General features: G+C 60.2%; 22 protein-coding genes. 12 read left to right on the plus strand and 10 right to left on the minus strand.

The window, feature by feature from the left end:
• Window positions 1-193: 193 nt before the first annotated feature.
• Window positions 194-1,900 (minus strand): ShlB/FhaC/HecB family hemolysin secretion/activation protein, encoded by a 1,707-nt coding sequence (locus tag ACWR1S_RS04790; RefSeq protein WP_454562617.1) that lies wholly within the window; start codon window positions 1,898-1,900, stop codon window positions 194-196.
• Window positions 1,901-2,068: 168 nt separating this feature from the next.
• Window positions 2,069-2,518: a winged helix-turn-helix transcriptional regulator gene (locus ACWR1S_RS04795; protein WP_454562747.1), complete on the minus strand. Its 450-nt coding sequence runs from the start codon at window positions 2,516-2,518 to the stop codon at window positions 2,069-2,071.
• A gap of 185 nt (window positions 2,519-2,703) precedes the next feature.
• On the opposite strand from ACWR1S_RS04795, the gene ACWR1S_RS04800 reads away from it, so the two are divergent.
• From ACWR1S_RS04800 to argE, 6 genes are all read left to right on the plus strand, one after another.
• Window positions 2,704-3,522 carry an alpha/beta fold hydrolase gene (locus ACWR1S_RS04800; RefSeq protein WP_454562618.1) on the plus strand — a complete coding sequence of 273 codons (819 nt, stop codon included), beginning with the start codon at window positions 2,704-2,706 and terminating at the stop codon, window positions 3,520-3,522.
• 62 nt (window positions 3,523-3,584) lie between these two features.
• The gene (locus ACWR1S_RS04805) at window positions 3,585-3,851 is read left to right on the plus strand and encodes a FecR/PupR family sigma factor regulator (RefSeq protein ID WP_454562619.1); all 267 of its coding nucleotides are present in this window, start codon (window positions 3,585-3,587) and stop codon (window positions 3,849-3,851) included.
• 206 nt (window positions 3,852-4,057) lie between these two features.
• Window positions 4,058-5,377, plus strand: coding sequence for a flavin-containing monooxygenase (locus tag ACWR1S_RS04810; RefSeq protein ID WP_454562620.1), 1,320 nt, complete (start codon window positions 4,058-4,060; stop codon window positions 5,375-5,377).
• 60 nt (window positions 5,378-5,437) lie between these two features.
• Window positions 5,438-5,854 (plus strand): RidA family protein, encoded by a 417-nt coding sequence (locus ACWR1S_RS04815; protein ID WP_008086115.1) that lies wholly within the window; start codon window positions 5,438-5,440, stop codon window positions 5,852-5,854.
• 119 nt (window positions 5,855-5,973) lie between these two features.
• Window positions 5,974-6,651, plus strand: a complete 678-nt coding sequence (locus tag ACWR1S_RS04820; RefSeq protein WP_454562621.1) for a DUF1028 domain-containing protein — start codon at window positions 5,974-5,976, stop codon at window positions 6,649-6,651.
• The gene (gene argE / locus ACWR1S_RS04825) at window positions 6,648-7,796 is read left to right on the plus strand and encodes an acetylornithine deacetylase (RefSeq protein WP_454562622.1); all 1,149 of its coding nucleotides are present in this window, start codon (window positions 6,648-6,650) and stop codon (window positions 7,794-7,796) included. The genes ACWR1S_RS04820 and argE overlap by 4 nt, the downstream gene beginning before the upstream one ends.
• Before the next feature lie 18 nt (window positions 7,797-7,814).
• Here the strand turns inward: argE and ACWR1S_RS04830 are convergent, their stop codons facing one another.
• On the minus strand, window positions 7,815-8,726 hold the full coding sequence (locus tag ACWR1S_RS04830) for a LysR family transcriptional regulator (RefSeq protein ID WP_454562623.1): 912 nt from the start codon (window positions 8,724-8,726) through the stop codon (window positions 7,815-7,817).
• 235 nt (window positions 8,727-8,961) lie between these two features.
• Here ACWR1S_RS04830 and ACWR1S_RS04835 point away from each other — a divergent pair, with 235 nt between their 5' ends.
• Both ACWR1S_RS04835 and ACWR1S_RS04840 read left to right on the plus strand, forming a co-directional pair.
• Window positions 8,962-10,377, plus strand: a complete 1,416-nt coding sequence (locus tag ACWR1S_RS04835; protein ID WP_454562624.1) for a purine-cytosine permease family protein — start codon at window positions 8,962-8,964, stop codon at window positions 10,375-10,377.
• Between the two features lie 100 nt (window positions 10,378-10,477).
• A complete protein-coding gene (locus tag ACWR1S_RS04840) occupies window positions 10,478-11,101 on the plus strand; it encodes a glutathione S-transferase family protein (RefSeq protein ID WP_454562625.1) in 624 nt (207 codons plus the stop codon).
• A 63-nt stretch (window positions 11,102-11,164) separates the two neighbouring features.
• On the opposite strand, the gene ACWR1S_RS04845 is transcribed toward ACWR1S_RS04840, so the two are convergent.
• The 3 genes from ACWR1S_RS04845 to ptrR all read right to left on the minus strand — a co-directional run bounded on the left by ACWR1S_RS04845 (window position 11,165) and on the right by ptrR (window position 13,373).
• The gene (locus ACWR1S_RS04845; protein ID WP_077573316.1) at window positions 11,165-11,593 is read right to left on the minus strand and encodes a TOBE domain-containing protein; all 429 of its coding nucleotides are present in this window, start codon (window positions 11,591-11,593) and stop codon (window positions 11,165-11,167) included.
• 137 nt (window positions 11,594-11,730) lie between these two features.
• The gene (locus ACWR1S_RS04850; protein WP_454562626.1) at window positions 11,731-12,411 is read right to left on the minus strand and encodes a M24 family metallopeptidase; all 681 of its coding nucleotides are present in this window, start codon (window positions 12,409-12,411) and stop codon (window positions 11,731-11,733) included.
• Window positions 12,412-12,494: 83 nt separating this feature from the next.
• Window positions 12,495-13,373, minus strand: coding sequence for a putrescine utilization regulator PtrR (ptrR, locus tag ACWR1S_RS04855; protein WP_026000443.1), 879 nt, complete (start codon window positions 13,371-13,373; stop codon window positions 12,495-12,497).
• A 103-nt stretch (window positions 13,374-13,476) separates the two neighbouring features.
• Between ptrR and ACWR1S_RS04860 the strand changes: the two genes are divergently transcribed.
• Complete coding sequence (locus tag ACWR1S_RS04860) at window positions 13,477-14,868, plus strand: aldehyde dehydrogenase family protein (protein WP_454562627.1); 1,392 nt, start codon at window positions 13,477-13,479, stop codon at window positions 14,866-14,868.
• Window positions 14,869-15,118: 250 nt separating this feature from the next.
• Here ACWR1S_RS04860 and ACWR1S_RS04865 read toward each other — a convergent pair whose 3' ends face one another.
• Window positions 15,119-16,288, minus strand: coding sequence for a DUF1624 domain-containing protein (locus tag ACWR1S_RS04865; RefSeq protein ID WP_454562628.1), 1,170 nt, complete (start codon window positions 16,286-16,288; stop codon window positions 15,119-15,121).
• Between the two features lie 218 nt (window positions 16,289-16,506).
• Between ACWR1S_RS04865 and ACWR1S_RS04870 the strand changes: the two genes are divergently transcribed.
• A complete protein-coding gene (locus ACWR1S_RS04870; RefSeq protein ID WP_038367946.1) occupies window positions 16,507-17,103 on the plus strand; it encodes a paraquat-inducible protein A in 597 nt (198 codons plus the stop codon).
• Window positions 17,100-17,786, plus strand: coding sequence for a paraquat-inducible protein A (locus tag ACWR1S_RS04875; protein WP_454562629.1), 687 nt, complete (start codon window positions 17,100-17,102; stop codon window positions 17,784-17,786). The genes ACWR1S_RS04870 and ACWR1S_RS04875 overlap by 4 nt, the downstream gene beginning before the upstream one ends.
• Here ACWR1S_RS04875 and ydiJ read toward each other — a convergent pair.
• Window positions 17,719-20,745, minus strand: a complete 3,027-nt coding sequence (gene ydiJ, locus ACWR1S_RS04880; RefSeq protein ID WP_454562630.1) for a D-2-hydroxyglutarate dehydrogenase YdiJ — start codon at window positions 20,743-20,745, stop codon at window positions 17,719-17,721. The genes ACWR1S_RS04875 and ydiJ overlap by 68 nt on opposite strands.
• Window positions 20,746-20,903: 158 nt before the next feature.
• Here ydiJ and ACWR1S_RS04885 point away from each other — a divergent pair, with 158 nt between their 5' ends.
• Entirely contained in the window at window positions 20,904-21,788 is an 885-nt protein-coding gene (locus ACWR1S_RS04885; RefSeq protein WP_454562631.1) for a LysR substrate-binding domain-containing protein, read from the plus strand.
• A 111-nt stretch (window positions 21,789-21,899) separates the two neighbouring features.
• On the opposite strand, the gene ACWR1S_RS04890 is transcribed toward ACWR1S_RS04885, so the two are convergent.
• Both ACWR1S_RS04890 and ACWR1S_RS04895 read right to left on the minus strand, forming a co-directional pair.
• Window positions 21,900-23,174, minus strand: a complete 1,275-nt coding sequence (locus ACWR1S_RS04890; protein ID WP_454562632.1) for a glucarate dehydratase family protein — start codon at window positions 23,172-23,174, stop codon at window positions 21,900-21,902.
• Window positions 23,175-23,204: 30 nt separating this feature from the next.
• On the minus strand, window positions 23,205-24,572 hold the full coding sequence (locus ACWR1S_RS04895; RefSeq protein WP_454562633.1) for an MFS transporter: 1,368 nt from the start codon (window positions 24,570-24,572) through the stop codon (window positions 23,205-23,207).
• Window positions 24,573-24,588: the final 16 nt, after the last annotated feature.

Below are 24,588 nucleotides of genomic sequence, written 5' to 3' on the forward strand. Positions count from 1 at the left end.
TGGGGTTGGCCACCACGATGCCGTCGGCCTGCGCCCACATCGGTTGCCAGAACATCACGTTCGCCAACAGGAACGCCAACCCGCGTTTGGGCATGCCCAAAAAAGACTCATGTGTTCTCACGGCCGTAGAAGGTCGGTCTGCAAGGAAGGCGAACTGACGAACATCCATGTCGATGATCTCGAAAAGTTGTTTTTAGATAAAAAAGTCGAGGCGGAAATAGATCGGTGCTTCACGCTCGGTCAGCGCATCGGGGCGTTCCAGGGAATGGGCAAACGTCACCCCGGCAGACAGGTATTTGCCACGGGCAAACAGGTCCAGCGAATTGCTCGACATGCGCCCGTGCTGATCGCCGTTGTAGCGACCGTTCTGGATCACACCCTGGTCGTAACCGAGGCTGGTGCCGTATTCGGAGAACACCGGTTGCAGCCATTCGATGGTCACCGGGCGCGACCAACGCAGATCGTTGCGCCAGTAACCACCGCTATCGCCGGACAGCGACTGGTCCTTGTAACCACGAATCGACGACGAGCCACCAAGGCTGGTGCGCTGCGGGCTGAACAGCACATCTTCACTGCGCTGGCCGGTCATCAGGCTGCTGAAACTGAACGACTCGCCCCACAACTTGAACGGCTGCAGGTAGCTCAGGGTGGCGGTGTATTTGCGGTAGCGTGCATTAGGCTCGCCGGGGCCGGGATCGTGACTGCCCTGCGCATCGAAGGCACCGATGCCCTCTTGCATGCCGGCGTCAAAGTTGACGAAGGCACTGCCGACACGGCGACCGTGGTTGAAGCCGAACTGCGCTTCGCTGATGCGGTTGCTGCTCAGTTTGAGTTTGCTGTCTTCGATGAAGTTGTTGGTGCGCAGATACGACAGACCCGCGCTGAGCGAGGTCTTGCTGACGGCATCGCGATGGATCACCCGCTCGGCGCGCAACTGATGGTTTTCGCTGTCGCCGGTCTGTTTGAAGTTGTAGAGGTTGGCGGCGATCTGCGAGCGGTATTCGCTCTGGCTGTAGGTGTAGCTGAACGTCCACCAGCCCCACGGCAAGCTGTAATTGAGCATGGCGTTGTTGGAGGTGTGCTGATGGTCAGTCATCGCATCGTGACCGCCGCGCAGGCTCAACTGATCCGCCAGGCCAAGCGGGCTGTCCCAGTCAAACGTGGTGCCCCACTGCTGCTCACCGGTGCTGCGCTGGCCGTCGTTGTTGCGCGACAGCCCGACTCGCCATGGCTTCTGCGGCGTGTTGGTGACCAGCACTTCGCTGCCACCGACGTTCTGGCCGGGCGCCAGCTCCATTTTTGCCTGATTGGATGGCAGGCGGTTGAGCTGATCGACCATTTGCTCAATCTCGCGCAGGTTGACCAGTTCACCGGTGTTGCCGGGAAAGGCCATGGCCAGTTCGCGCTCCGAGAGCTGACTGTTTTCCGCGCCCTTCATGCCTTCCAATTTGCCTTCGACCACCAGCACTTGCAGATGCCCGGTGGACAGATCCTGCTGCGGCAGATAAGCGCGGCTGGTCACCAGGCCTTTCTCGATGTAATGATCGGTGATGACTTTGAGCAGCTCGTTGAGCTGAGGTACGCCCAGGCACTCACCGATATAGGGCTTGAGCAGACGGTTTTTTTCGTTGTCCGACAGGCTGTCGGCACCCTTGAGCTCAATGTCTTTGATCGGGAAACAGCGGGTATCGGTGGGGGCTGCCGGTTGTGCAGGCTTGGCGTCCTTGCCGGGCAGATCCTTGAGTTCCTCAAGGCGTCGCTGCTGTTCTTCGAGCAGGCGGTTCTGGCGGTCGCGGATAAGGTCGGTGTCGCCGGGAGTCGGAGCGGCGACGGCAATCTGAAGTGGAGACAGGCACAGCAAAGCTACGCACAACCTCGCCACGAGGGCGGGTGAGGACATGTTCGATCCCTCGAGACGAAAAGTGACATCAAAATAGTGGCGCGATATTAGATGGCCACCATTTTGACGTCAAACAATCGCTTCGACCGTTTGTCGGGTTTGTAACGAGGAATGTACAAACGGCATCGCAGTCCCGCTAGGCATAGCCTGATTGATCAGCGCCGCCTTTCAGTGTTCAACACCCAGTCGCGTCGCAACGTCTTCCGGGGCCAGCACGCGACCATCGGCCGCCGTCAATTCCAGCTTGCGAATCGGCTGACGATCCTTTGCATCAACCATCACCGACCCTGGCTCACCCGGCGCGTACATGAATTCACCGCCCCATTGCGACAGTGCGACGATCACGGTCTGCAAGGCTTTGCCACGCTCGGTCAGCACGTATTCCTTATAAGCCCCGCCGTCGGCGGCCGGCAGCGCTTGCAGAATCCCCTGCTCCACCAGCCCCTTGAGGCGTGCGCTGAGCATGTTCTTGGCGATATCCAGACTCTTCTGGAAATCATTGAAACGCCGGATGCCGTCCAGCGCATCGCGAATGATCAGCAACGACCACCAGTCACCGATCAGGTCCAGCGTGCGGGCGACCGGGCAGGCATTGCCCTGCAGGCTTTTGCGTTTCACGTAAACGTACTCCCTCGATTCAGTGGTCGGCCGGGCGGCTTTGAGTTGCATCATACAACTCTGGCGCGGATCCATGACCGAGCCGACGTAAAGCCAGCACCTGCATACAAGTAGCCGGATCGCTTTGCGCTGATAGTGAATGCCGCCATTCCGGCACTACCGCGAACCCTGAAGCAGGAGTTTCCATGAGCACCTTCACCACGCAAGACGGCACCGAGATCTATTTCAAGGACTGGGGCAGCGGTAAACCCGTGCTGTTCAGCCATGGCTGGCCGCTGGATGCCGACATGTGGGAATACCAGATGGAATACCTGAGCAGCCGTGGCTATCGCACCATCGCGTTCGATCGCCGTGGCTTCGGTCGTTCCGACCAGCCGTGGACCGGTTACGACTACGACACCTTCGCCGATGACATCGCGCAACTGATCAATCATCTGGACCTGCGCGATGTGACGCTGGTGGGCTTCTCGATGGGCGGTGGCGACGTCAGCCGCTACATCGCCCGGCATGGCAGCGAGCGGGTTGCCGGTCTGGTGCTACTGGGTGCGGTCACGCCGCTGTTCGGCAAGAAAGCCGATTTCCCGCAGGGCGTCGACAGCTCGGTATTCGACGGGATCAAGGCCGGCCTGCTGCAGGATCGCGCACAGTTCATCGCCGATTTCGCTGCGCCGTTCTATGGCACCAATCAAGGCCAGAAAGTCTCCGACGGCGTGCTCACGCAAACGCTGAATATCGCCCTGATGGCCTCGCTCAAAGGCACCGTGGATTGCGTCACGGCGTTCGCGGAAACCGACTTCCGCCCGGACATGGCCAAGATCGACGTGCCGACGCTGGTCATTCATGGCGACGGCGATCAGATCGTGCCGCTCGAAACCACCGGTAAACAGGCGGCGGCGCAAATCAAGGGTGCCGAGTTGAAGGTTTACGCCGGGGCACCGCACGGTTTTGCGGTGACGCATGCGCAGGCATTGAATGAGGATTTGCTAGCGTTTCTCAAACGCTGAAAATTCGAAATTAAAAAGTCCGTCGGCATCGGCTTGACGGACTTTTTTGTTACCCTCGCTCAATGACCCCTTCCGACCTCAATGAAATGGACGAAGACATCTCTGTGCAAGCCGCCGATTGGTGCATGCGTCTGCACGATGACAATTGTCCGCCGGCTGTACGCCAGGATTTCCAGCGCTGGATACAGCGCGACCCGCGCCACGCTTTCGAATACGCAAAAATGCTCGAAATCTGGGATCTCAGCGGCCAATTGCCGGATGCGCCCGAGACGGCGAAAAAACTCCTCACCGGTGACACACTGGCGCGCAAAGGCTCGCGCGAAATATAGGGGTTACGCTCGCCCCTCTCTTCCCGCTCAAACAGCTAGAAGCCGCGTATTTAAAGGCTTTCGCCCTTCTGCATCAGAATTTTATCTTCACATCCCAGCTTAATAATATTTTACCGATATCCCCCCTCTCCCTAGTCTGACCTCAAGCAAAACGGACAAGCCAACAGCGGCCCGAATCCCACTGCCTTGCTAGGAAGGATGTAGAGATGACCCCTGAAATAATAAAAACAGACACGCTGATCGTGGGTGCCGGCCAAGCGGGCGTGGCGATGAGCGAGCACCTGAGCAAACTCGGCGTGCCGCATCTGGTGCTGGAGCGCAATCGCATTGCCGAACGCTGGCGCACCGGGCGCTGGGACTCGCTGGTTGCCAACGGCCCGGCATGGCACGACCGCTTCCCGGGTCTGGAATTCGATGACGTCGATCCCGACGGTTTCGCCCCGAAAGAACGCGTGGCCGATTACTTCGAAGCCTACGCAAAGAAATTCAATGCGCCGATCCGTACCGGCGTGGAAGTGAAAAGCGTGGTGCGCAATGTCGGGCGCCCGGGTTTCACTGTCGAGACGTCCGAAGGTGTAATCGAAGCCAGCCGCGTCGTCGCCGCGACTGGCCCGTTCCAGAAACCGGTGATCCCGGCGATTGCCCCGCAAGACCAACGTCTGCTGCAAATCCACTCCGCTGACTACCGTAACCCGCAGCAATTGCCGGCAGGCGCGGTATTGGTGGTGGGCGCAGGTTCCTCCGGTGTGCAGATTGCCGATGAATTGCAACGTTCCGGCAAGCAGGTTTACCTGTCGGTTGGCGCCCACGACCGCCCACCGCGTGCTTACCGCAACCGTGATTTCTGCTGGTGGCTGGGCGTGCTCGGCGAGTGGGATCAGGCGGCAATGAAACCCGGTCGCGAGCACGTGACCATTGCAGTCAGTGGCGCCCATGGCGGTCGCACCATCGATTTCCGTGGTCTGGCCCATCGCGGCATGACCCTGGTCGGCGTTACCGAGTCGTTCAATAACGGCGTGGTGACCTTCAAGCAGGATCTGCTCGGCAATCTCAATCGCGGCGACGAAAACTACCTGGCGTTGCTCGATGCTGCCGATGCCTACATCGAGCGCAACGGCCTCGATCTGCCGGAAGAACCGGAGGCGCGCGAAACCTATCCCGACCCTGAGTGCGTGAAAAATCCGCTGGCCGACCTGGATCTGGCCGAGGCCGGCGTCACGTCGATCATCTGGGCCACCGGGTTTGCCGTGGATTACTCGTGGCTGCAAGTCACGGCGTTCGATGACAAGGGCAAGCCTGTGCATCAGCGCGGCGTGTCGAGTGAGCCGGGGGTGTATTTCCTCGGTTTGCCGTGGCAGTCACGCCGGGGTTCGTCGTTTATCTGGGGCGTGTGGCACGACGCCAAGCACGTCGCCGATCACATCGCCACCCAGCGCAAATACCTCGACTACCGCGATGCCGAGCAGCGTGAAGCCACATTGCACTCGGGTACCCACAGCAAAGCCGCCGACACCGTCGACGCTTGATATCCCTCTTTCGCTCCGGCGCCGATTGCGCCGGGGCAAACCTTCTTTCAGGAGCTGCACATGAGCAAGCCTACCCACACGCGCATTCGTATGTTCAACACCAAAGACACTTACCCGAACCAGACGCTGGACAACGACTTGTGCCAGGCCGTGCGTGCCGGCAACACCGTGTATGTCCGTGGGCAAGTCGGCACTGATTTCGACGGCAATCTGGTCGGTCTGGGTGATCCGCGTGCGCAGGCTGAACAGGCCATGCGCAACGTAAAGCAACTGCTCGAAGAAGCCGGCAGCGACATGAGCCACATCGTCAAGACCACCACTTACCTGATCGACCCGCGTTATCGCGAGGCGGTGTATGGCGAAGTCGGCAAGTGGCTCAAGGGGGTGTTCCCGATTTCCACCGGACTGGTGGTGTCGGCGCTGGGGCAGCCGCAGTGGTTGATGGAGATTGATGTGATTGCGGTGATTCCTGAGTAAGTCAGGAAACCGAGTCGCGGCCTTCGCGAGCAGGCTCACTCCCACAGGGGAATGTATTTCAATGTGGGAGTGAGCCTGCTCGCGATGAGGCCCGCCCAGACACACAAGGAGTCCAATAGATGACCTTTTCAATCGCAGCCCGCTGTGCTGAAACCGGCCAGTTCGGTGTCGCCATCAGTTCCTCCAGCATCGCCGTCGGCGCCCGCTGCCCGTGGCTGTTGCCGGGCGTTGGCGCGGTGTCGAGCCAGAACATCACCCTGCCGTCACTCGGTCCGGAAGTCCTCGCGCTGATGGAGCAGGGTCTGGCGCCGGACGATGCGCTGGACAAGGTCCTGACCCGCAACGGCTACAGCCAGTACCGCCAGATCACCGCGATCAACCACCTCGGCCAGACCGCACATTTCAGCGGTGCACAAACCCTCGGCGTGCACAACGCGGTCAGCGGCGAACAGTGCGTGGCCGCCGGCAACATGCTCGCCGGGCGTTCGGTGATCGAAGCGATGGTCAGCGCCTTCGAGGACGGCGAAGGTCAACTCGCCGATCGTTTGCTTAAAGCCCTGCACGCCGCACAAGCCCTTGGCGGTGAAGCCGGTCCGGTGCATTCGGCCGCTGTCGTGGTGGTCGGTGAACAAACCTGGCCGATCGTCAACCTGCGCGTGGATTGGGCCGATGAAGACCCGATCGGTCAGTTGCAAACGCTTTGGGATGCCTACGAACCGCAGCTTCAGGACTACATCGATCGCGCCCTCGATCCCGCCAAAGCGCCGGGTTATGGCGTGGCCGGTGATGACCGATGAACAGCGTCGAGTTGCTCAAAGCGTTGGTGGCGTTCGATACCACCAGCCGTGAATCCAACTTACAGTTGATCGAGTTCGTCCGCGATTACCTTGAAGAGTTCGACATCCCGTGTGCGCTGATTTACAACGACGAGCGCAGCAAAGCCAACCTGTTCGCCACGATCGGCCCGGTGGATCAACCGGGCATCGTGCTGTCCGGGCACACCGATGTAGTGCCGGTTGACGGCCAGCCGTGGACGCTGCCGCCGTTCGAACTGACGGAACGCGACGGCAAAGTATTCGGGCGCGGTACGGCAGACATGAAGGGTTATATCGCCTGCGTGCTGGCCTTGGTGCCGGCGCTGGTGCAAGCGTCGTTACGTCTGCCGGTGCACATTGCTCTGTCTTATGACGAAGAGGTCGGCTGCCTCGGTGTGCGCTCGTTGCTCAAGGTCTTGCAGCAACGCCCGATCAAACCGCTGTTGTGCATCATCGGCGAACCGACCGAACTGAAACCGGTGCTCGGCCACAAGGGCAAACTGGCGATGCGCTGTGATGTGCAGGGCCATCCGTGCCATTCGGCCTACGCACCGCTCGGGGTTAATGCCATCGAATACGCCGCCGAACTGATCGGCGAACTGGGTCGCCTCGGCCAACAACTGAAAGCGCCGGAGCATCACGATGCGCGCTTCGATCCGCCCTACAGCACGGTGCAGACCGGTGTCATCAGCGGCGGAAAAGCCTTGAATATCGTGCCTGCCGATTGCCGTTTCGATTTCGAAATCCGCGCCCTGCCCTCACAGGATCCGGCGCTGGTTGCCGAAGCATTGAAAGACTATGCCGAGCGCGAAGTGCTGCCGCGCATGCGTGCGGTCAATGCGCAAAGTGATATCCGCTTCAGCGCCTTGTCGGCGTATCCGGGGCTGGCCACTGATGCGCAAAGTCAGGCCGCCGAGTTGATTTCGGTTTTTTGCGGCTCGAAGGATTTCGGCACCGTGGCGTTTGGCACTGAAGGCGGGCTGTTTGATGCTGTCGGCATTCCGACCGTGGTCTGCGGGCCCGGCAGCATGGATCAGGGCCACAAACCCGATGAGTTTGTCAGCCTCGATCAATTGCAGGCTTGCGATCAGATGCTCCAGCGCATGCTTGCGTTTATCCGTGATTGAACCCCGGCTCGACGGCACTCACGGGTGCAGTCGGGCCAACTCTTCACGGCAATGATCGACAAACAACTGCACCGGTTTGGTCAGTTGCACCCGCCGCAGCCAGGCCGCCGATAATCCCGAACCGGTGACGTCTTCCGCCAGCGGCACGCACACGACTTGCTGACCGTCGTAGGTGTAGTCGCTGAACGGTTTGGTCACCAGAATCGAAAAGCCGAAACCGTTGCCGACCATGCCGCGCACCATCTCGATCGACGGTGAGCTGAAGACGATGTTCGGCGTCAGGCCGCGCTCTTCGAAGATGCTCACGAAATAGGTGCGGCTCGGCACCACGTCGAGCAGGATCATCGGTTCCAACACCAAATCATGCAGCGAGACTTTCGCCTGTTGCGCGAAGCGATGGCTGGCCGGCAGCAACGCATAAGGCTGTTGCGGCGGCATCAGCGGCGCGGTTTCGATGGTGCTGTCCAGATCGTGTTCGAACAGCATTGCCACGTCGATGCTGCCGGCGGTCAGCGCCTGCACCAGTTCCTGCTGTTCGCCATCACGAATACGGATTTCCACACCCGGCCAACGCGCCTTGAACCCGGCGATCAGGCGCGGCAGGTACAGCGGCGCGACGGTCTCGAAACAGCCAATATCGATCTGCCCCGCCACCACGTCGTTGTCGGCCAAAGCGTTCTGCTCAAACTCATGGGCGACCCGCAGCAGCTCCAACGCCTTGCGATAGAAGCGCGAACCGCTGGGCGTCAGAGAGACGCCTTGGGCGTGGTGGCGGATGAACAACTGCACGCCGAAGCTTTCCTCCAGATGCTTGATCGCGGTGGAAACCGACGGCTGTGCGATGTACAGCTTGCGCGAGGCTTCGGCGACGCTGCCGCAGTCGGCGGTGGTGACGAAGTATTTGAGTTGGCGCAGGTTGTAGGCGGCCATATGAGTCTCCAAAAGAGCGCGGGTGTTCGCCCTGTTTCCCTGGCGCACGATCAGGTTTGAACATACCGGACGCGCGCACCCGCCGAAGCATATTTTTTTTAAGGTCTGAAGCAACAAACTTACTAATTTATCTATCCCGACGCTTTGCACATGATCACTTCAACAAGAAATGCGCCGCCCGTGCCGGCGCTTGCCGAAGTACGTCCACGTACTCATCCTTGCCTTGGAGTTCGTCATGGCTACCCCTGCAGCATCCTCCGCTCCGCTGATTGAAAAACACACGATAGGATACGTGCCCCCCGAAGATCGCCACGGAAAGGTCAGGGATCTGTTCACCCTTTGGTTCGGCGGCAATATCGCGCCGTTGCCCATCGTCACCGGTGCACTGGGCGTGCAGTTGTTCCACTTGAATCTGGTCTGGGGCATCGTTGCGATTCTCGTCGGCCATCTGGTCGGCGGCGTGCTGATGGCGCTGCACTCGGCGCAAGGCCCGCAAATGGGCATCCCGCAAATGATCCAGAGCCGCGCGCAGTTCGGCTCCCTCGGCGCGCTGCTGGTGGTACTGATTGCCGGCGTCATGTACATCGGCTTCTTCGCCTCCAACATCGTCCTTGCAGGCAAGTCGTTGCACGGCGTGGTCGATAGCGTTCCCGTGCCGGTCGGTATCGTCATTGGCGCAGTCGGTTCGGGAGTCATCGGCATCATCGGCTACCGCTTCATCCACGTGCTCAACCGCATCGGTACCTGGGTGCTGGGGATCGGCATCGTGGTCGGTTTCGGCTACATCTTCACGCACATTCAGACTGACGACTTCCTCACCCGTGGCAGCTTCAACCTGTCCGGCTGGCTGGCCACGGTGTCGTTGGCGGCGTTGTGGCAGATCGCGTTTGCGCCTTACGTGTCCGACTATTCGCGTTACTTGCCGGCCGATGTCAAAGTCTCGTCGACGTTCTGGACCACGTATCTGGGCTCGGCGCTGGGCTCAAGTCTGGCGTTCATCTTCGGTGCCGTTGCGGTGCTGGCCACGCCTGTGGGCATGGACACCATGGACGCGGTGAAACTCGCCACCGGCTCGATTGGCCCGCTGATGCTGGTGCTGTTCCTGCTCAGCGTGATCAGCCACAACGCTCTCAATTTGTACGGCGCGGTGCTGTCGCTGATCACTCTGGTACAGACCTTCGCCTACCGCTGGATCCCCACCGCCAAGAGCCGCGCAGTGATCTCGATCATCGTCTTGCTGGCCTGCTGCTTCGCCGCCGTCGGCGCCTCGAAAGACTTCATTGGCCACTTCGTCGACATGGTGCTGGTGCTTTTGGTGGTGCTGGTGCCGTGGACCGCGATCAACCTGATCGACTTCTACGCGATCCACAAAGGCAAGTACGACATCCAGTCGATCTTTCAGGTCGATGGCGGTATCTACGGCCGTTACAACCCGCAGGCGTTGCTGGCCTACGCGATCGGCATCGCCGTGCAGATCCCGTTCATGAACACGCCGTTGTACGTCGGTCCGGTCTCGGCACACATCAACGGTGCGGATCTGTCGTGGCTGGTGGGGTTGCTGGTGACCTCGCCGTTGTATTTCTGGCTGGCTAACCGCGACACGTCTTATCGTCGGCGGATGATGGGCGGGAAACTGGCGAACAGTCTGTGAGATTGTCCCGATGAAAAACCAAGGCCCGCCTAGTGCGGGCCTTCTCTGTTGCGCTGTGGTATTTCTTTACGCCTGACGACGATTGGGTAAGGGACATTCAGTGCTGCGAATACTCGGTAAAGCCTCATCGATCAACGTGCGAAAAGTGCTGTGGACGTGCGCTGAATTGCAGATTCCCTTCACGCGTGAAGATTGGGGTTCGGGGTTCAAGTCGACCGACACACCTGAGTTCCTGGCGTTGAATCCCTGCGCCATGGTGCCGGTACTTCAGGACGGTGATTTCACGCTGTGGGAATCGAACACAATCATTCGTTATCTGGTCTCGCGCTATGACGGCGCGCAGTTTTATCCGACGGAGCCGATGGCTCAGGCGCGGATTGATCAGTGGATCGATTGGCAGGCTTCAGAGCTGAATCGCTCGTGGTCGTACGCCTTTATGTCGCTGGTGCGCCAGTCACCAGAGCATCAGGACAGCGCTGCGTTGGCCAACGGCATCGAGCAATGGTCGAAGAACATGCAGATTCTCGAGCGGCAACTGGATTCAACCGGTGCTTACGTCAGTGGCGATGGGTTTTCACTGGCAGATATCCCGATCGGACTGTCGGTGAATCGCTGGTTCGAAACGCCACTCAATCATCAGCACTTGCCCGCCGTCAGCGCCTACTACGAGCGCCTGAACCAACGCGAAGGCTATCGCCTGTACGGGCGAAACGGCACGCCATAAAGCAAAAAACCGCTGATACCGAATCGCGGAATCAGCGGTTTTTTTATTTGCCTGAATAGTAAATCAGGCCGGCACACCCAGAATGATGTGCGAAGCCTTGATCACCGCCGTGGCGCTGACGCCTTTGGCCAGGCCCAATTCAGCAACGGCATCGCGGGTCACGATCGAGTAAACCTTGGAACCACCGGCCAGCTCGATGACCACTTCGGCGTTGACCGCGCCATCGGTCACGCTCAGCACTTTGCCTTCCAGGCAGTTGCGTGCCGACAGGCGGATGTCACTGGATTCGGTCATCAGCATGACCCATGGCGCCTTGACCAGCGCGACGGCTTCTTTGCCGACGGCGATGCCGAGATTTTTGATGCTTTCCATGGTCACGACCGCAACCAACTGCTCACCGCCAGCCAGGGTCAGTACCACTTCGGCGTTGACCGCACCGGCCTGAACATTGCTGACTTTGCCTTTGAATACGTTGCGTGCGCTGACTTTCATGATGGACGTCCTGTTTTTTGACTTTGGAGTTAGGAAACGGCGTACATCATCGAAGTTGGCGCTGTATAAAAACAACTATAGCGCTGCGCTCTGTTGTCACGTCCCCATAAAAGCATGCTCCGAAAAATCGGCACAAATCAGATCAGCAGGTCTTCGTAAAACGCGCCAAACGCACGCGACGGGTGAGCGATCTGGATTTCCAGAATCCACACGCCCGCATTCGGCGCCTGATCGAAGTCACCCAGATCACCGCCCCGGTGAATCGCATGAGGAAAATCGCTGACCCGATGGCCTTTGATATTCAGGTTCAGCACCCAGCCCATCGCCTCGGCCTGATCCGTCGCGAAGCGGTAAAGCTCGATGCCGGAAACGCCCTCGCGCCACAACGCCTCGACCCGATCGAACAGTTCTTTACAGGCCGACGCACAAGCGATCATGTCCGGATCGGATCCGGTGGTGTAGGTCGCCCCCGCATCACCTTCATGCCCCTGCCAGACCACACCCATGTCGATGAAGAAAATATCGTTTTCACCCAGTACAGGGTCGCCGTCGGAACGCTGTTTGAAAGTCTTCAGCGTGTTGGCACCGAAGCGGATCAGCAGCGGATGCCAGATGCGGTCCATACCCAGTTCAGCAAGGATTTCCTTGCCACGCGCCGTCGCTTCGGACTCGAGCATGCCCGGTTTGATCACCGCAGCGATGGCGTCGACGGCCTTCCAGGTCAATTGCTGGGCATGGCGCATGGTCTCCAGCACAAAACCTTCGCCAACGGCTTCTTTGCCGCTCAGAACTGCTTTTTCGCTCAGGGCTGTGGTCATTTCCTTGTTCCTCATGACTGCGTTGTATAGTTTTTTATATTGCGAAACGCCGATAAAGATACAGCCATGACACAAAGTGTCAATTACTCTTCTGCACGCACCACACCGCGCTCTTCCAGCAAGCGCACAAACATGCTCAGACTGCGCGACACCGTGCCCCGTCGCCACACCAGCCAGGTAGTCAGATAACGAAAGTCCGCCGCCAATGGCCAAACGCTGACTGTGGCACTCCCCGGCATGCTCTGGAGCATTTTGCGCGGCATCAGCGCCAGTCCGGCACCGGCGCTGACACAGGCGAGCATGCCGTGGTACGACTCCATTTCGAAGATCTTGCCCGGCACCGCCGCGTCGGTACTGAACCATTTTTCGAAGTGATGACGGTAGGAACAGTTGGAGCGGAAGGCGTAGATATTCTCGCCATTCACATCCGCTGCACGTTTTACGGGGGCGTGATTGAGCGGCGCGATGATGACCATTTCCTCTTCGAACGCCGGCACGCCTTCCAGCGTCGGATGCAGCACCGGGCCGTCGACAAACGCAGCGGCCAAGCGTCCGGAGAGCACGCCATCGATCATCGTCCCCGAGGGCCCCGTCGAGAGGTCGAGATCAACTTTCGGGTGCAATTGGTTATACGCCGCGAGCAATTCGGGGATGCGCACCGCCGCTGTGCTTTCCAGCGAACCCAACGGAAACGCGCCTTGCGGTTCTTCACCCGCCACCGTTGCACGCGCCTCCTGAACCAAGTCGAGAATCCGTCGCGCATACTCAAGAAAACTCCACCCCGCCGGCGACAGGCGCAAACGACTTTTCTCACGGATAAACAGATCAACACCCAGATCCTGCTCGAGCTGCTTGATCCGCGTGGTCAGGTTCGACGGCACGCGATGGATCTGCGCGGCGGCGGCGCTGATGCTGCCGTGTTCGGCAACGGCTTTGAAGATTTCCAGCTGCACCAGATCCACAATCATTCTCCAATCGTGAAAGAAACGATCTTTATTATTCAGTTTCCAGAAAACAAACACCACCCTACTCTAGGCTCATCCGACGAACCTGCAGGACGATGCCATGAGCCAGATTTCCAGCCAGACCCACGCCATCTCGATCAACCCCGCCACGGGCGAGCAGATCGGTCATTACGCATTTGAATCCGCCGCCGCCCTCGACGCCGCGCTGACTCGCGCCGCTTACGGCTTTGGCAAATGGAAGCGCAAGCCGTTGCAGGATCGTTCGCGCTTGTTGACCGCACTGGCCGGTGCGCTGCGTGAAACCAGCGAGGCCATGGCCACGATGATCACTCAGGAAATGGGCAAGCCCATCGCCCAGGCACGTGGTGAAATCGAAAAATGCGCCAAGCTCTGCGAGTGGTACGCCGAACACGGCCCGGCGATGCTCGACGCCGAACCGACGCAGGTTGAAGGTGGCAAGGCGCGCATCGAATACCGCCCGCTCGGCCCGATTCTCGCGGTAATGCCGTGGAACTTCCCGATCTGGCAAGTGCTGCGCGGCGCGGTTCCAGCGCTGATCGCCGGCAATACTTACGTGCTCAAGCATGCGCCGAACGTGATGGGCAGCGCCTATCTGTTGCGCGACGCCTTCACCCGCGCCGGTTTCGCTGATGGCGTGTTTGAAGTGATCAACGTCACCCCGGAAGGCGTTTCCACCGCCATCGCTGACCCACGCATTGCCGCCGTGACCCTGACCGGTAGCGTGCGTGCCGGTATGGCCATCGGCGCTCAGGCCGGTGCCGCACTGAAGAAATGCGTGCTGGAACTCGGCGGCTCCGATCCATTCATCGTGCTCAACGACGCCGATCTGGATGAGGCGGTACAAGCCGCCGTTATTGGTCGCTACCAGAACTCCGGCCAAGTCTGCGCGGCGGCCAAACGATTGATCATCGAAGAAGGCGTGGTCGAAGAATTTACCCGCAAGTTCGTCGAAGCCACGCGCAAGTTGAAGGTCGGTGATCCGCTGTCCGCCGAGACCTACATCGGTCCGATGGCACGCTTCGACCTGCGTGACGAACTCGACCAGCAAGTGCGCGACACTCTGGAAGAAGGCGCCACCCTGCTGCTCGGCGGGGGCAAGTCCGAAGGCCCGGGCAATTACTACGAGCCGACCGTGCTGGCCGACGTCACCGACCGCATGACCTCGTTCAAACAGGAACTGTTCGGCCCGGTCGCGTCGATCATCACCGCCCGTGATTGCGCGCATGCCGTAGCACTGGCCAACGACAGCGAGTTCGGCCTGACCGCAACGATCTACACCGCCAACGTGGCACTGGCCCAGCAACTGACCAACGAACTGGAGACTGGCGGCGTGTTCATCAACGGCTACTCCGCCAGCGATCCGCGCGTGACCTTTGGCGGCGTAAAGAAGAGCGGTTTCGGCCGCGAACTGTCGCACTTCGGCGTACGCGAGTTCTGCAACGCGCAAACCGTGTGGCTGGATCGCAAATAATCCAGACACCGTAAAACCCTGTGGGAGCGAGCCTGCTCGCGAAAGCGTAGTGTCAGCCAACACATCGGTTGCAGACGCACCGTATTCGCGAGCAAGCTCGCTCCCACATGGGGGGTGCGCCATGTCAATTCAACTGATTCAACCCCATCCAATGTGGGAGCGAGCTTGCTCGCGAAGGCGGTAAGTCAGGCAGCTTAATTGCCACTGACCCACCGCTTTCGCGAGAAGATTCCCTCCCACAATCGGCTGCCTACAGGTATTTCAGCCAAGTGATATCGCGGCGACGGGCCTTCAACGCCGAGAACCAGCGCACTGCTGGGAACAATGCAATCGCCAGAACGATGGCGGCTAACCAGATCGCAGCGACCGAGGAGAAACCGAAGTAACTGCCCTGATTAAGTCCGAACAGCGCCACGCCGATCAGGTACAACACCTTCAACGCATACAGATGCAGCAGATAGAAAAACATCGGCGCTGAGCCGAACACGGTCAGCCAGCGAATCCAGCGACGATCCTGCAAGCGTTCGAAGGCCAATAGCAGCAACAGCCCGACGCTCACGGTCAGCGCGATAAACAGCAACGACGGCGGGTACTTGGTGATGTTGAAAAAGCTCATCAGGGTTTGCACCGACGTGTCGCCCACGGCCCACGGTTTCTCGCCGTAGCCGTTGATCAGCCGCAGCCCGACAAAGCCCAGCAGCCCCGCGCAACCCGCGATCAGCAGGTGGCACTGACGCAAACCCGCTTCAACGCCGCGAGCAAACCACGGCCCCAGCGCATAACCCAGACCGATCACACCGATCCACGGCAACAACGGATAGGACGTGCGCAAACGCAGGTTGTCGCTGACGTCGATCCAGCCGCGATCATGCAGAATCGCCCAAGGCACATGCAGCGCCGACGCCACCGGGAAATGCACAGTGTCGAGCAGGTTGTGCCCGGCAATGATCATCAGGCTCAACGTCAGCAACAACCAGCGCGGCAACCAGACCAGCAGCGACAAGGCGATCATGCTCAGGCCAATCGCCCAGATCACTTGCAGATAAATCACGCTCGGCGGCAGCTGGAAGGTCCACGCAACGTTCACCAGGGTGAACTCCAGCAGCACCAGAAACAGACCGCGTTTGAACAGAAACGCACTGACATCAGCCTTGCCCGCGTACTTTTCGCCGAACAGCCACGCCGACAATCCGGTCAGCAGCACGAACACCGGCGCACACAGATGCGCCAACGTGCGGCTGAAAAACAGCGTGGGCTCGGTGCTGGCAATGTCCATCGGATCGCTGACCTGACGGTGCAACAAGAACGTTTCACGCACGTGGTCCAGCAGCATGAACAAAATGACCAGGCCTCTGAGGGCATCAATGGACAGCAGCCGGCCGGTGGCCAACGGGGCAGAACGAGGGAGCACAATCGTCATGAGCGTTTCGCAGTCGAAGGGATAACGGCAGAGTGCCCAACAGCAACACCCCTGAAAATTTGCGTTACCTTATAACACCAAGCAGCAAAAACCCAAGCCCAATCGATAGTGATTCTCAGAAAATCCCATTCGAACAAGCCGAGCAAGTTGCCCAATGGCCTCAGGCTTCTATAGTGATCAAGTCCCCTGCCCTTGCGGCCTGCTGTCGAGCGTTGTCCATGGTCAACACCGAACACCTGATCATTTGCGAGCACTGCGATTGCGTGTATGAAAAAGCCGTGCTGGCCAAACATCAGAAAACCTCTTGCGTGCGCTGCGGCGGCGTCCTCCAGCGTTTCAACGGTCTGACCGTCGAACAGCGCCTGGCGCTGACGTTCACGGCGGCGATGCTGTGGTTGTTTGCCAACTTCTATCCGGTGATGAGCATCAGCCTCAAAGGCCTGAAGAACAGCGCGACGCTGTGGGATTCGGTGCTGGCGCTGAGTCAGGGACCGATCACGTTCATGGCGATGGTGGCGGCGATTTCGATCATCATTGCCCCGGCGTTTCAACTGGTGCTGCTGGTCTGGGTGCTGAGCTTCGCCCTGTCCTCCCGACGTGCGCCGGGCTTCAAGTTGTGCATGCGCTGGCTGGAAACCCTGCGGCCGTGGAGCATGCTCGAAGTGTGCCTGCTGGGGGCGATGGTGGCGGTGTTCAAACTGGCGGGATTGCTTGATGTATTGCCCGGCATCGGCCTGTTCGCACTGGCCGTGCTGAGCCTGATGATGATCAGGATCGCCGGCCGCGATATCCGCGACCTCTGGGACATTCTATGAAACGGCCACCGACTGCCAGCGAACTCAATCTGTGCCTGTGCCACAGCTGCGGCCTGGCCTGTGACATGACCGACGAGCCGCATGAATGCCCGCGCTGCGATGCGCCGCTGCACCGACGCAAGACCAATTCACTGGCGCGCACCTGGGCCTACATGCTCGCGGCGCTGGCCTTTTACGTGCCGGCCAATCTGCTGCCAGTGATGAACACCACCATGCTTGGCAGTGGCGCCGACAGTACAATCATGAGCGGCGTGCTGGAGTTCTGGGAACACGGCGCGTGGGACATCGCCCTGATCATTTTCATCGCCAGTATCGCCGTGCCGGGCGTCAAGTTCGTGGCCCTGACGCTGCTGCTGGTGACCGTGCAACGCGACAGCGCCTGGGCGCGCAAAGAGCGCTCGAAACTGTTCCGTTTCGTCGAGCTGATCGGCTATTGGTCGATGCTCGACGTACTAGTGGTGGCGCTGGTCGCAGCATTGGTGAAGTTTCAGGCGCTGGGCGATATCGAACCACGACCGGGCATTCTGTTTTTCGGCCTGGTCGTGGTGTTCACCATGCTGGCGGCGATGAGTTTCGATCCGCGCCTGATCTGGGACAAGGACACCGGCGGCGACCTCAGCGACGCTGAACCTCAAGCAGCACCTGCAACGGATGGCGCAGTGCCTGATCCGACTGGCGCTTGACCTGACTGCGGCAAGAGTAACCGGTCGCCAGTGCTTCGCCCTTCTGCGCCGGCGCGTCTACCTGACGGGCCCACGACTGCTCGTAGATCACCGCTGAAGTTTCGCGATTGCGCGCTTCGTGGCCGTAAGTGCCGGACATGCCGCAGCAACCAGTGGCCTGGGTGGCCAGTTTCAAACCGGCGCGTTCGAACACCTGCTCCCACTGGCGAGTCGCGGCCGGGGCATTGGTTTTCTCGGTGCAGTGGGCGAGCAGTCGGAACGATGCGGTTTTATCCTGCGCCGCCTGCTCTGGCATCACCTTGAGCAACCACTCCTGCACCAGCGCCACTTCCGGGCATTGCTCCATGCCCGGCACTTTCAGGTATTCCTGGCGATACACCAACGTCATGGCCGGATCGAGGCCCAGCAACGGCACGCCCACATCCGCCAACTCACGCAGCTGCCGGGCGTTGCGCAGCGCCGCGCGGTTGAACGCCGAGAGGAAGCCCTGCACATGCAACGGCTTGCCGTTGGCGCTGAACGGTGCCAGATACACCTGATAGCCGAGGCGCGAAATCAGCTCGACCAGGTCGGCCAACAGCGGCGCTTCGAAGTAACGCGTGAAGGCATCCTGCACGATGACCACGCTGCGCTCGCGTTGCGCCGGGGTCAGCGCCGACAGGGTCGAAACCTTCGCCGGTTGCACCTGCCAACGGCGCATCGCCGCATGGAAATCAAAACGACTGAGCAACGGCACATCGATCATGCCGCCGACCCGTTCCAGAATGCTGCGAACGAATGAGGCGCCCATCAACCCGTTGTACAGCGCCGGAATTCGCGCCATGTACGGAATGCTGTACTCCAGCGAAGCAATCAGATAATCCCGCGCCGGACGCAGATAACGACTGTGATACAGCTCGAGAAAGCGCGAACGAAACTCCGGCACGTTGACCTTGACCGGGCACTGCCCCGCGCAGGACTTGCACGCCAGGCAACCGGCCATGGCGTCATAGACTTCGTGGGAGAAATCTTCGGCCTGCGCACGACTGTTGCGCCAGCGCTGCCACAACGTGCTGAAAAACGCCGGCTTGCGAATCGCCTCGGACAACACATCGACACCCGCCTCGCCCTGCAAACGCAGCCACTCGCGGATCAACGAGGCGCGGCCCTTGGGCGACTGAGCGCGTTCACGGGTGGCTTTCCACGACGGGCACATGGCGTCATCAGGGTCGAAGTTGTAGCAGGCGCCGTTACCGTTGCAGTGCATGGCCGCGCCGTAGCTCTGCCAGACTTTTTCGTCGATCTGCCGATCCAGCTCACCACGCAAAGTGACTTCGTCGATTTTCAGCAGTGCCGCGCCGGTGTTCGCCGGGGTGGCAATTTTGCCCGGGTTGAACTGGTTGAACGGGTCGAACGCGGCCTTCAAGGCTTGCAGTGCCGGATACAGCTCACCGAAAAACGCCGGCGCGTATTCCGAACGCAAGCCCTTGCCGTGCTCGCCCCACAACAAGCCGCCATAACGCTGGGTCAACGCGGCGACGCCATCGGACACCGGACGCACCAGCGCCGCTTGCTGCGGGTCTTTCATGTCGAGAATCGGCCGCACGTGCAGCACGCCCGCGTCGACATGACCGAACATGCCGTACTGCAAACCATGGCTGTCGAGCAGGTCGCGCAACTCGGCAATGTACTCGGCCAGGTGCTGCGGCGGCACCGCAGTGTCTTCAACGAACGGCTGCGGCCGCGCCTCTCCGGCGACGTTGCCGAGCAGGCCCACCGCGCGTTTGCGCATGCCGTAGACCTTGTTCACTGCCGCGTGACCGACCGCCAGCGTATGACCCAGGCGCTCGACCGTACGGTCGTTGCTCAAGTGTTCGACGAATGCTTCGACCCGGCGCTGCAAATCCTCCGGATCGTCGCCGCAGAACTCCACCAGATTGATGCCCAGGGTCGGGCGCTCGGCGCTTTCCGGGAAATACTCGGCGACGCCGTGCCAGACGATGTCCTGCATCGCCAGCAACAACACTTTCGAGTCGACGGTTTCGATCGACAATGGCTTGAGCGCCATCAAGGCCCGCGCATCGCGCAACGCGTCCATGAACCCGGCGTAGCGAATGTTCACCAACATCGTGTGCTTGGGGATCGGCAACACATTCAGCCGCGCCTCAACCACAAAACCCAATGAGCCCTCGGCACCGCACAACACACTGTTGAGGTTGAAGCGGTTGTCCGCCTCACGCAGGTGCGCGAGGTCATAACCGGTCAGGCAGCGGTTGAGATCGGGAAAACGTTGTTTGATCAGTTCGCCCTGTTCATCAATGATCTGCCGCGCGCAGCGATAGACCTCACCGACGCGATCTTCGCGGGCACACAGCGCTTCAAGCTCACTTTCTTCAAGTGGTAAACCGTGCAGGCGCTCACCGCCGCGCAAAATCATGTCGAGTTCGAGCACGTGGTCGCGGGTCTTGCCGTAGGTGCAACTGCCCTGACCGCTGGCGTCGGTGTTGATCATGCCGCCGACGGTGGCGCGGTTGGAGGTCGACAGTTCCGGGGCGAAAAACAGCCCGGCGGATTTCAACGCGGCGTTGAGCTGATCCTTGACCACCCCGGCCTGCACCCGCACCCAGCGTTCCTCAACGTTGATTTCGAGGATGCGGTTCATGTGCCGCGACAGATCGACGACGATGCCGTCCGTCAGCGATTGGCCGTTGGTGCCGGTGCCGCCACCGCGCGGGGTGATCACCACTTGCTGGTACGCCGGCTCGGCGATCAACCGCGCCACCCGCGCCACGTCCTCGGCGTCCAGCGGGAACACCGCCGCTTGCGGCAGGCGCTGATAGATCGAGTTGTCGGTCGCCAGCACCACACGACTGGCGTAATCGGCGCTGATCTCACCGCGAAAACCGCTGGCTTTCAGGGCTTGGAGGAACTGCTGGTAATCGCTGGTCAGGGTTTTGGCGGGGGACAGCTGGGCAATCATCGGTCAGGTTATCTCGGTCAAAATCGGGCCGCGTGGCGGTGAACAGTTGTACGCAACGAATGATTGCGTCAGGCTCCGCCATCTCATGGTGCCCATGTTCATTGCTGGCGAACGCTGGGACAACCGTAAATTCGACCCGCTATTGATGACTTTTACGAATGAATCCGCGCACGCTCACCCCTTCCATGTCGCTATTGCTGGCTTTCGAGGCCGCTGCGCGCCACGAAAGCTACACCCGCGCCGCCCATGAACTGTCGCTGACGCAGAGTGCGGTCAGCCGTCAGGTGCAGATTCTCGAGAAGATGCTCGGCATGCGTTTGTTCAGCCGCGAAGGCCGGCAAGTGGTGCTCACCGATGTCGGGCGCATGTATCAGCGCGAACTCGCCGAAGCGCTTGGGCAGATTCGCAGCGCGACCTTGCAGGCGATGGCGTTTGGTTCGGGCGTCCACAGTTTGCGCCTGGCGACGCTGCCGACTTTCGGTTCGAAATGGTTGCTGCCGCGTCTGAAGGATTTCTACACCGCGCACCCGGGCATGACCGTGCATTTGCATTCGCGTATCGGCGCAATCGACTTCGATACCAGCGAAATCGATGCGGCGATCTGCGTCGGTGGCGGTGAATGGCCAGGGCTGACCGCCCTGCCCTTGCACACTGAAGAACTGGTGGTGATTGCCAGTGCGCAATTGTCCGAAGCCGAGCGCAATGACGCCGAACAGCAGATTGCCGGGCAACTGCTGCTCAATGTCAGCAGCAATGCCCAGGCGTGGGCGGAATGGTTCAGCCATCACGGTTTGCCGCACCGCAGCATGCGCATCGGGCCGAGCTTTGAAATGACCTCGCACTTGATTCAGGCGGTGCGGGCGAATATTGGTGTCGGTTTGGTACCGAGGATTCTGGTGGAGGATGAGTTGCTCAGCGGCGAGTTGCTACAACTGGGCGAGCCGATTACCAGTCGGCGCAGCTATTACCTGGTGTATCCGCCGCGCAATGAGAATTTGCCGTCGCTGAAAGCGTTTCGGGATTGGCTGATTCATACACTCTGAAAGACTGAGTCGCCCCCTTCGCGAGCAAGCTCGCTCCCACAAAGGATTTGTGAACGCCACAGATCAAATGTGGGAGCGAGCTTGCTCGCGAAGAGGCCAGCGAGAACGACATCAAAACCTCGGTTTAACCGCCTGCCAGTCCGGCTTATAGCGCTGCATCTGCCGCACATCATCGCGCTGACGAATCCCACAGGTCAGGTACTGATCATGCAGCTTGCCCAACTGCTCATGATCCAGTTCCAGCCCAAGCCCCGGCGCGCGGGTGATCTTCACGCAGCCATCGACAATCGGCAGTTTGCCGCCCTTGATCACCTCTTCATCCGGCTCCTGCCACGGGTAATGGGTGTCGCAGGCGTAATCCAGATTCGGCACCGCCGCCGCCACATGCGCCATCGCCATCAGGCTGATGCCCAGGTGTGAATTGGAATGCATCGACACGCCGAGACCAAACACGTCGCACATCTTCGCCAGCGTCTGCGTGTCGCGCAGGCCGCCCCAGTAATGGTGGTCGGCGAGAACAATCTGCACGCTGTTCTGCGCGACACTGCGACGGAACTCGTCGAAGTCGGTGACCACCATGTTGGTCGCCAGTGGCAGGCCGGTGCGTTTGTGCAGCTCGGCCATGCCATCGAGGCCCGGTGTCGGATCTTCGTAATACTGCAGGTCGTCGCCGAGCAATTCGGCCATGCGAATAGACGTTTCCAGCGACCAGTTGCCATTTGGGTCGATGCGCAGTGGATAACCCGGAAAGGCTTTTTTCAGCGCCTTGATGCACGCCACTTCATGCTCCGGCGGCAACGTGCCGGCCTTGAGTTTGATGCTTTTGAACCCGTACGCCTCGATCATCCGCGCGGCCTGCGCGACGATTTGTTGCTCGCTGAGCGCCTCGCCCCAGTTGTCCGGTTTGTACGGCGAATCGACATGCTGCGCGTACTTGAAAAACAGATAGGCGCTGAACGGCACTTCATCACGAATAGCACCGCCGAGCAGGTCCACCAGCGGCACATTCAGGTAATGCGCCTGCAAATCGAGAAACGCCACTTCGAACGCCGAATAGGCATTGCTCACCGCTTTGCTGGCGTGGGAACCGGGCGCCAGTTCGGCCCCGGCAAGGCTCGCAGGTTTATTGGCGGCAACGGTGGCCTGCACGATCGCGCGCAACTGGTTGAGGTTGAACGGATCAAGGCCGATCAGCTGAGACTGCAACTGCTGCTGGATCGCCAGCGCCGGGGCATCGCCATAGCTTTCGCCGAGGCCGATGTAGCCGTTGTCGCTTTCAATCTCGATGATCGAGCGCAGCGCAAAGGGTTCGTGGATGCCGCTGGCGTTGAGCAGCGGCGGATCGCGGAAGGCAATCGGGGTCACGGTGACGCGGGTGATTTTCAAGATAACGCTCCTGACAGATCAACAATCAATTCAATGGCTCGCAGCCGGGCCGGCCGTCGCGACAACGGCGGTGACCTCATGCGGCTTTGCGAGGTTTTTGCCTTTCGCGCCAGGCGCCGTACGGGCGAAGAAGATCACCACCGCCGCGACCAGCGACGTGCCAGCCAAGCCATACAGGCCGCCCTCGATAGAGCCGGTGGTTTGTTCAAGAAAACCAAATGCAGTCGGTGCGACGAAACCGCCGAGATTGCCGATAGAGTTGATCAGCGCTATCACCGCAGCGGCGATGCGCGCATCCAGATAGCTTTGCGGAATCGGCCAGAACAATGCCGACGCTGCCTTGAAACCGATGGCGGCGAAGCAGATCGCGACGAAGGCGAAAATCGGCCCGCCAGTGGTCGACATGAACATGCCGATCGCCGCAATCACCAGCGTCAGCGCGACCCAGGCTTGCTGGAATTTCCACTTGCCGGCCATCGCCGCGAAGCCGTACATGGCAACAATCGAAATGATCCACGGAATCGAATTGAGCAGGCCGACCTGGAAGTCACCGAGATTGCCCATCTTCTTGATCATGCTTGGCAGCCAGAACGTCGCGCCGTAAATGGTCAGGGCAATGGAGAAGTAGATGAAACAGAACAGCGCGATCTGCCGATCCGCCAACAGTTTGAACATCGACGGTTTGGCCACTTGCACCGCCTCACGAGCGCGCTGCTCCTCGGCAATCGCCGCCACCAGCGCTTCGCGTTCTTCTTCGCTCAGCCACTTCGCCTGACGCGGATGCGATTGCAGCCAGAACCAGACAAACCCGCAGAGCACCACCGACGCCGCGCCCTCGATCAAGAACATCCACTGCCAGCCATGCAGGCCCAACCCGCTGATGTGCAGCAGCGCACCGGACACCGGGCCGGAGATCACCGAAGCAATCGCCGAACCGCTGAGAAACACTGCCATGGTCTTGCCGCGCTCGGAGGCCGGCAGCCACTGCGTGAAGTAGTAAATGATCCCCGGAAAGAACCCCGCCTCCGCCGCGCCGAGAATAAAGCGCAGCACATAGAAACTGGTTTCGCCTCGGACAAACGCCATGGCCATGGCGGCGGCGCCCCAGGTGAACATGATCCGCGTCAGCCACACCCGCGCGCCATAACGTTGCAGGAGCATGTTGGACGGCACTTCGAACAGTGCGTAGCCCACAAAGAACAAACCGGCGCCGAGGCCGTAAGCCGCCGCGCCGATGCCCAGATCGGTTTCCATGTGGCTGCGCACGAAACCGATGTTGACCCGATCGATGTAGTTGACGATGAACATCACCACGAACAGCGGCAACACGTGGCGCTTGACCTTGGCGGCGGCACGGGCGAGTACCGTGACGCCCAGCGGACTCTGGAGGGTTTTCAAGGGGCGACTCCCGATC

Source organism: Pseudomonas sp. AIG, from assembly GCF_977020205.1.

What these genes read in the sequence shown, in the direction of transcription:
- ACWR1S_RS04810 (WP_454562620.1), top strand. Translation starts at nt 4,058, where the DNA reads ATGACCCCTGAAATAATAAAAACAGACACGCTGATCGTGGGTGCCGGC.
- ACWR1S_RS04875 (WP_454562629.1), top strand. Translation starts at nt 17,100, where the DNA reads ATGAAACGGCCACCGACTGCCAGCGAACTCAATCTGTGCCTGTGCCAC.
- ACWR1S_RS04850 (WP_454562626.1), bottom strand. Translation starts at nt 12,411, where the DNA reads ATGACCACAGCCCTGAGCGAAAAAGCAGTTCTGAGCGGCAAAGAAGCC.
- ydiJ (WP_454562630.1), bottom strand. Translation starts at nt 20,745, where the DNA reads ATGATTGCCCAGCTGTCCCCCGCCAAAACCCTGACCAGCGATTACCAG.
- argE (WP_454562622.1), top strand. Translation starts at nt 6,648, where the DNA reads ATGAACAGCGTCGAGTTGCTCAAAGCGTTGGTGGCGTTCGATACCACC.
- ACWR1S_RS04820 (WP_454562621.1), top strand. Translation starts at nt 5,974, where the DNA reads ATGACCTTTTCAATCGCAGCCCGCTGTGCTGAAACCGGCCAGTTCGGT.
- ACWR1S_RS04815 (WP_008086115.1), top strand. Translation starts at nt 5,438, where the DNA reads ATGAGCAAGCCTACCCACACGCGCATTCGTATGTTCAACACCAAAGAC.
- ACWR1S_RS04790 (WP_454562617.1), bottom strand. Translation starts at nt 1,900, where the DNA reads ATGTCCTCACCCGCCCTCGTGGCGAGGTTGTGCGTAGCTTTGCTGTGC.
- ACWR1S_RS04845 (WP_077573316.1), bottom strand. Translation starts at nt 11,593, where the DNA reads ATGAAAGTCAGCGCACGCAACGTATTCAAAGGCAAAGTCAGCAATGTT.
- ACWR1S_RS04885 (WP_454562631.1), top strand. Translation starts at nt 20,904, where the DNA reads ATGAATCCGCGCACGCTCACCCCTTCCATGTCGCTATTGCTGGCTTTC.
- ACWR1S_RS04835 (WP_454562624.1), top strand. Translation starts at nt 8,962, where the DNA reads ATGGCTACCCCTGCAGCATCCTCCGCTCCGCTGATTGAAAAACACACG.
- ACWR1S_RS04800 (WP_454562618.1), top strand. Translation starts at nt 2,704, where the DNA reads ATGAGCACCTTCACCACGCAAGACGGCACCGAGATCTATTTCAAGGAC.
- ACWR1S_RS04860 (WP_454562627.1), top strand. Translation starts at nt 13,477, where the DNA reads ATGAGCCAGATTTCCAGCCAGACCCACGCCATCTCGATCAACCCCGCC.
- ACWR1S_RS04830 (WP_454562623.1), bottom strand. Translation starts at nt 8,726, where the DNA reads ATGGCCGCCTACAACCTGCGCCAACTCAAATACTTCGTCACCACCGCC.
- ACWR1S_RS04805 (WP_454562619.1), top strand. Translation starts at nt 3,585, where the DNA reads ATGACCCCTTCCGACCTCAATGAAATGGACGAAGACATCTCTGTGCAA.
- ACWR1S_RS04870 (WP_038367946.1), top strand. Translation starts at nt 16,507, where the DNA reads ATGGTCAACACCGAACACCTGATCATTTGCGAGCACTGCGATTGCGTG.
- ACWR1S_RS04865 (WP_454562628.1), bottom strand. Translation starts at nt 16,288, where the DNA reads ATGACGATTGTGCTCCCTCGTTCTGCCCCGTTGGCCACCGGCCGGCTG.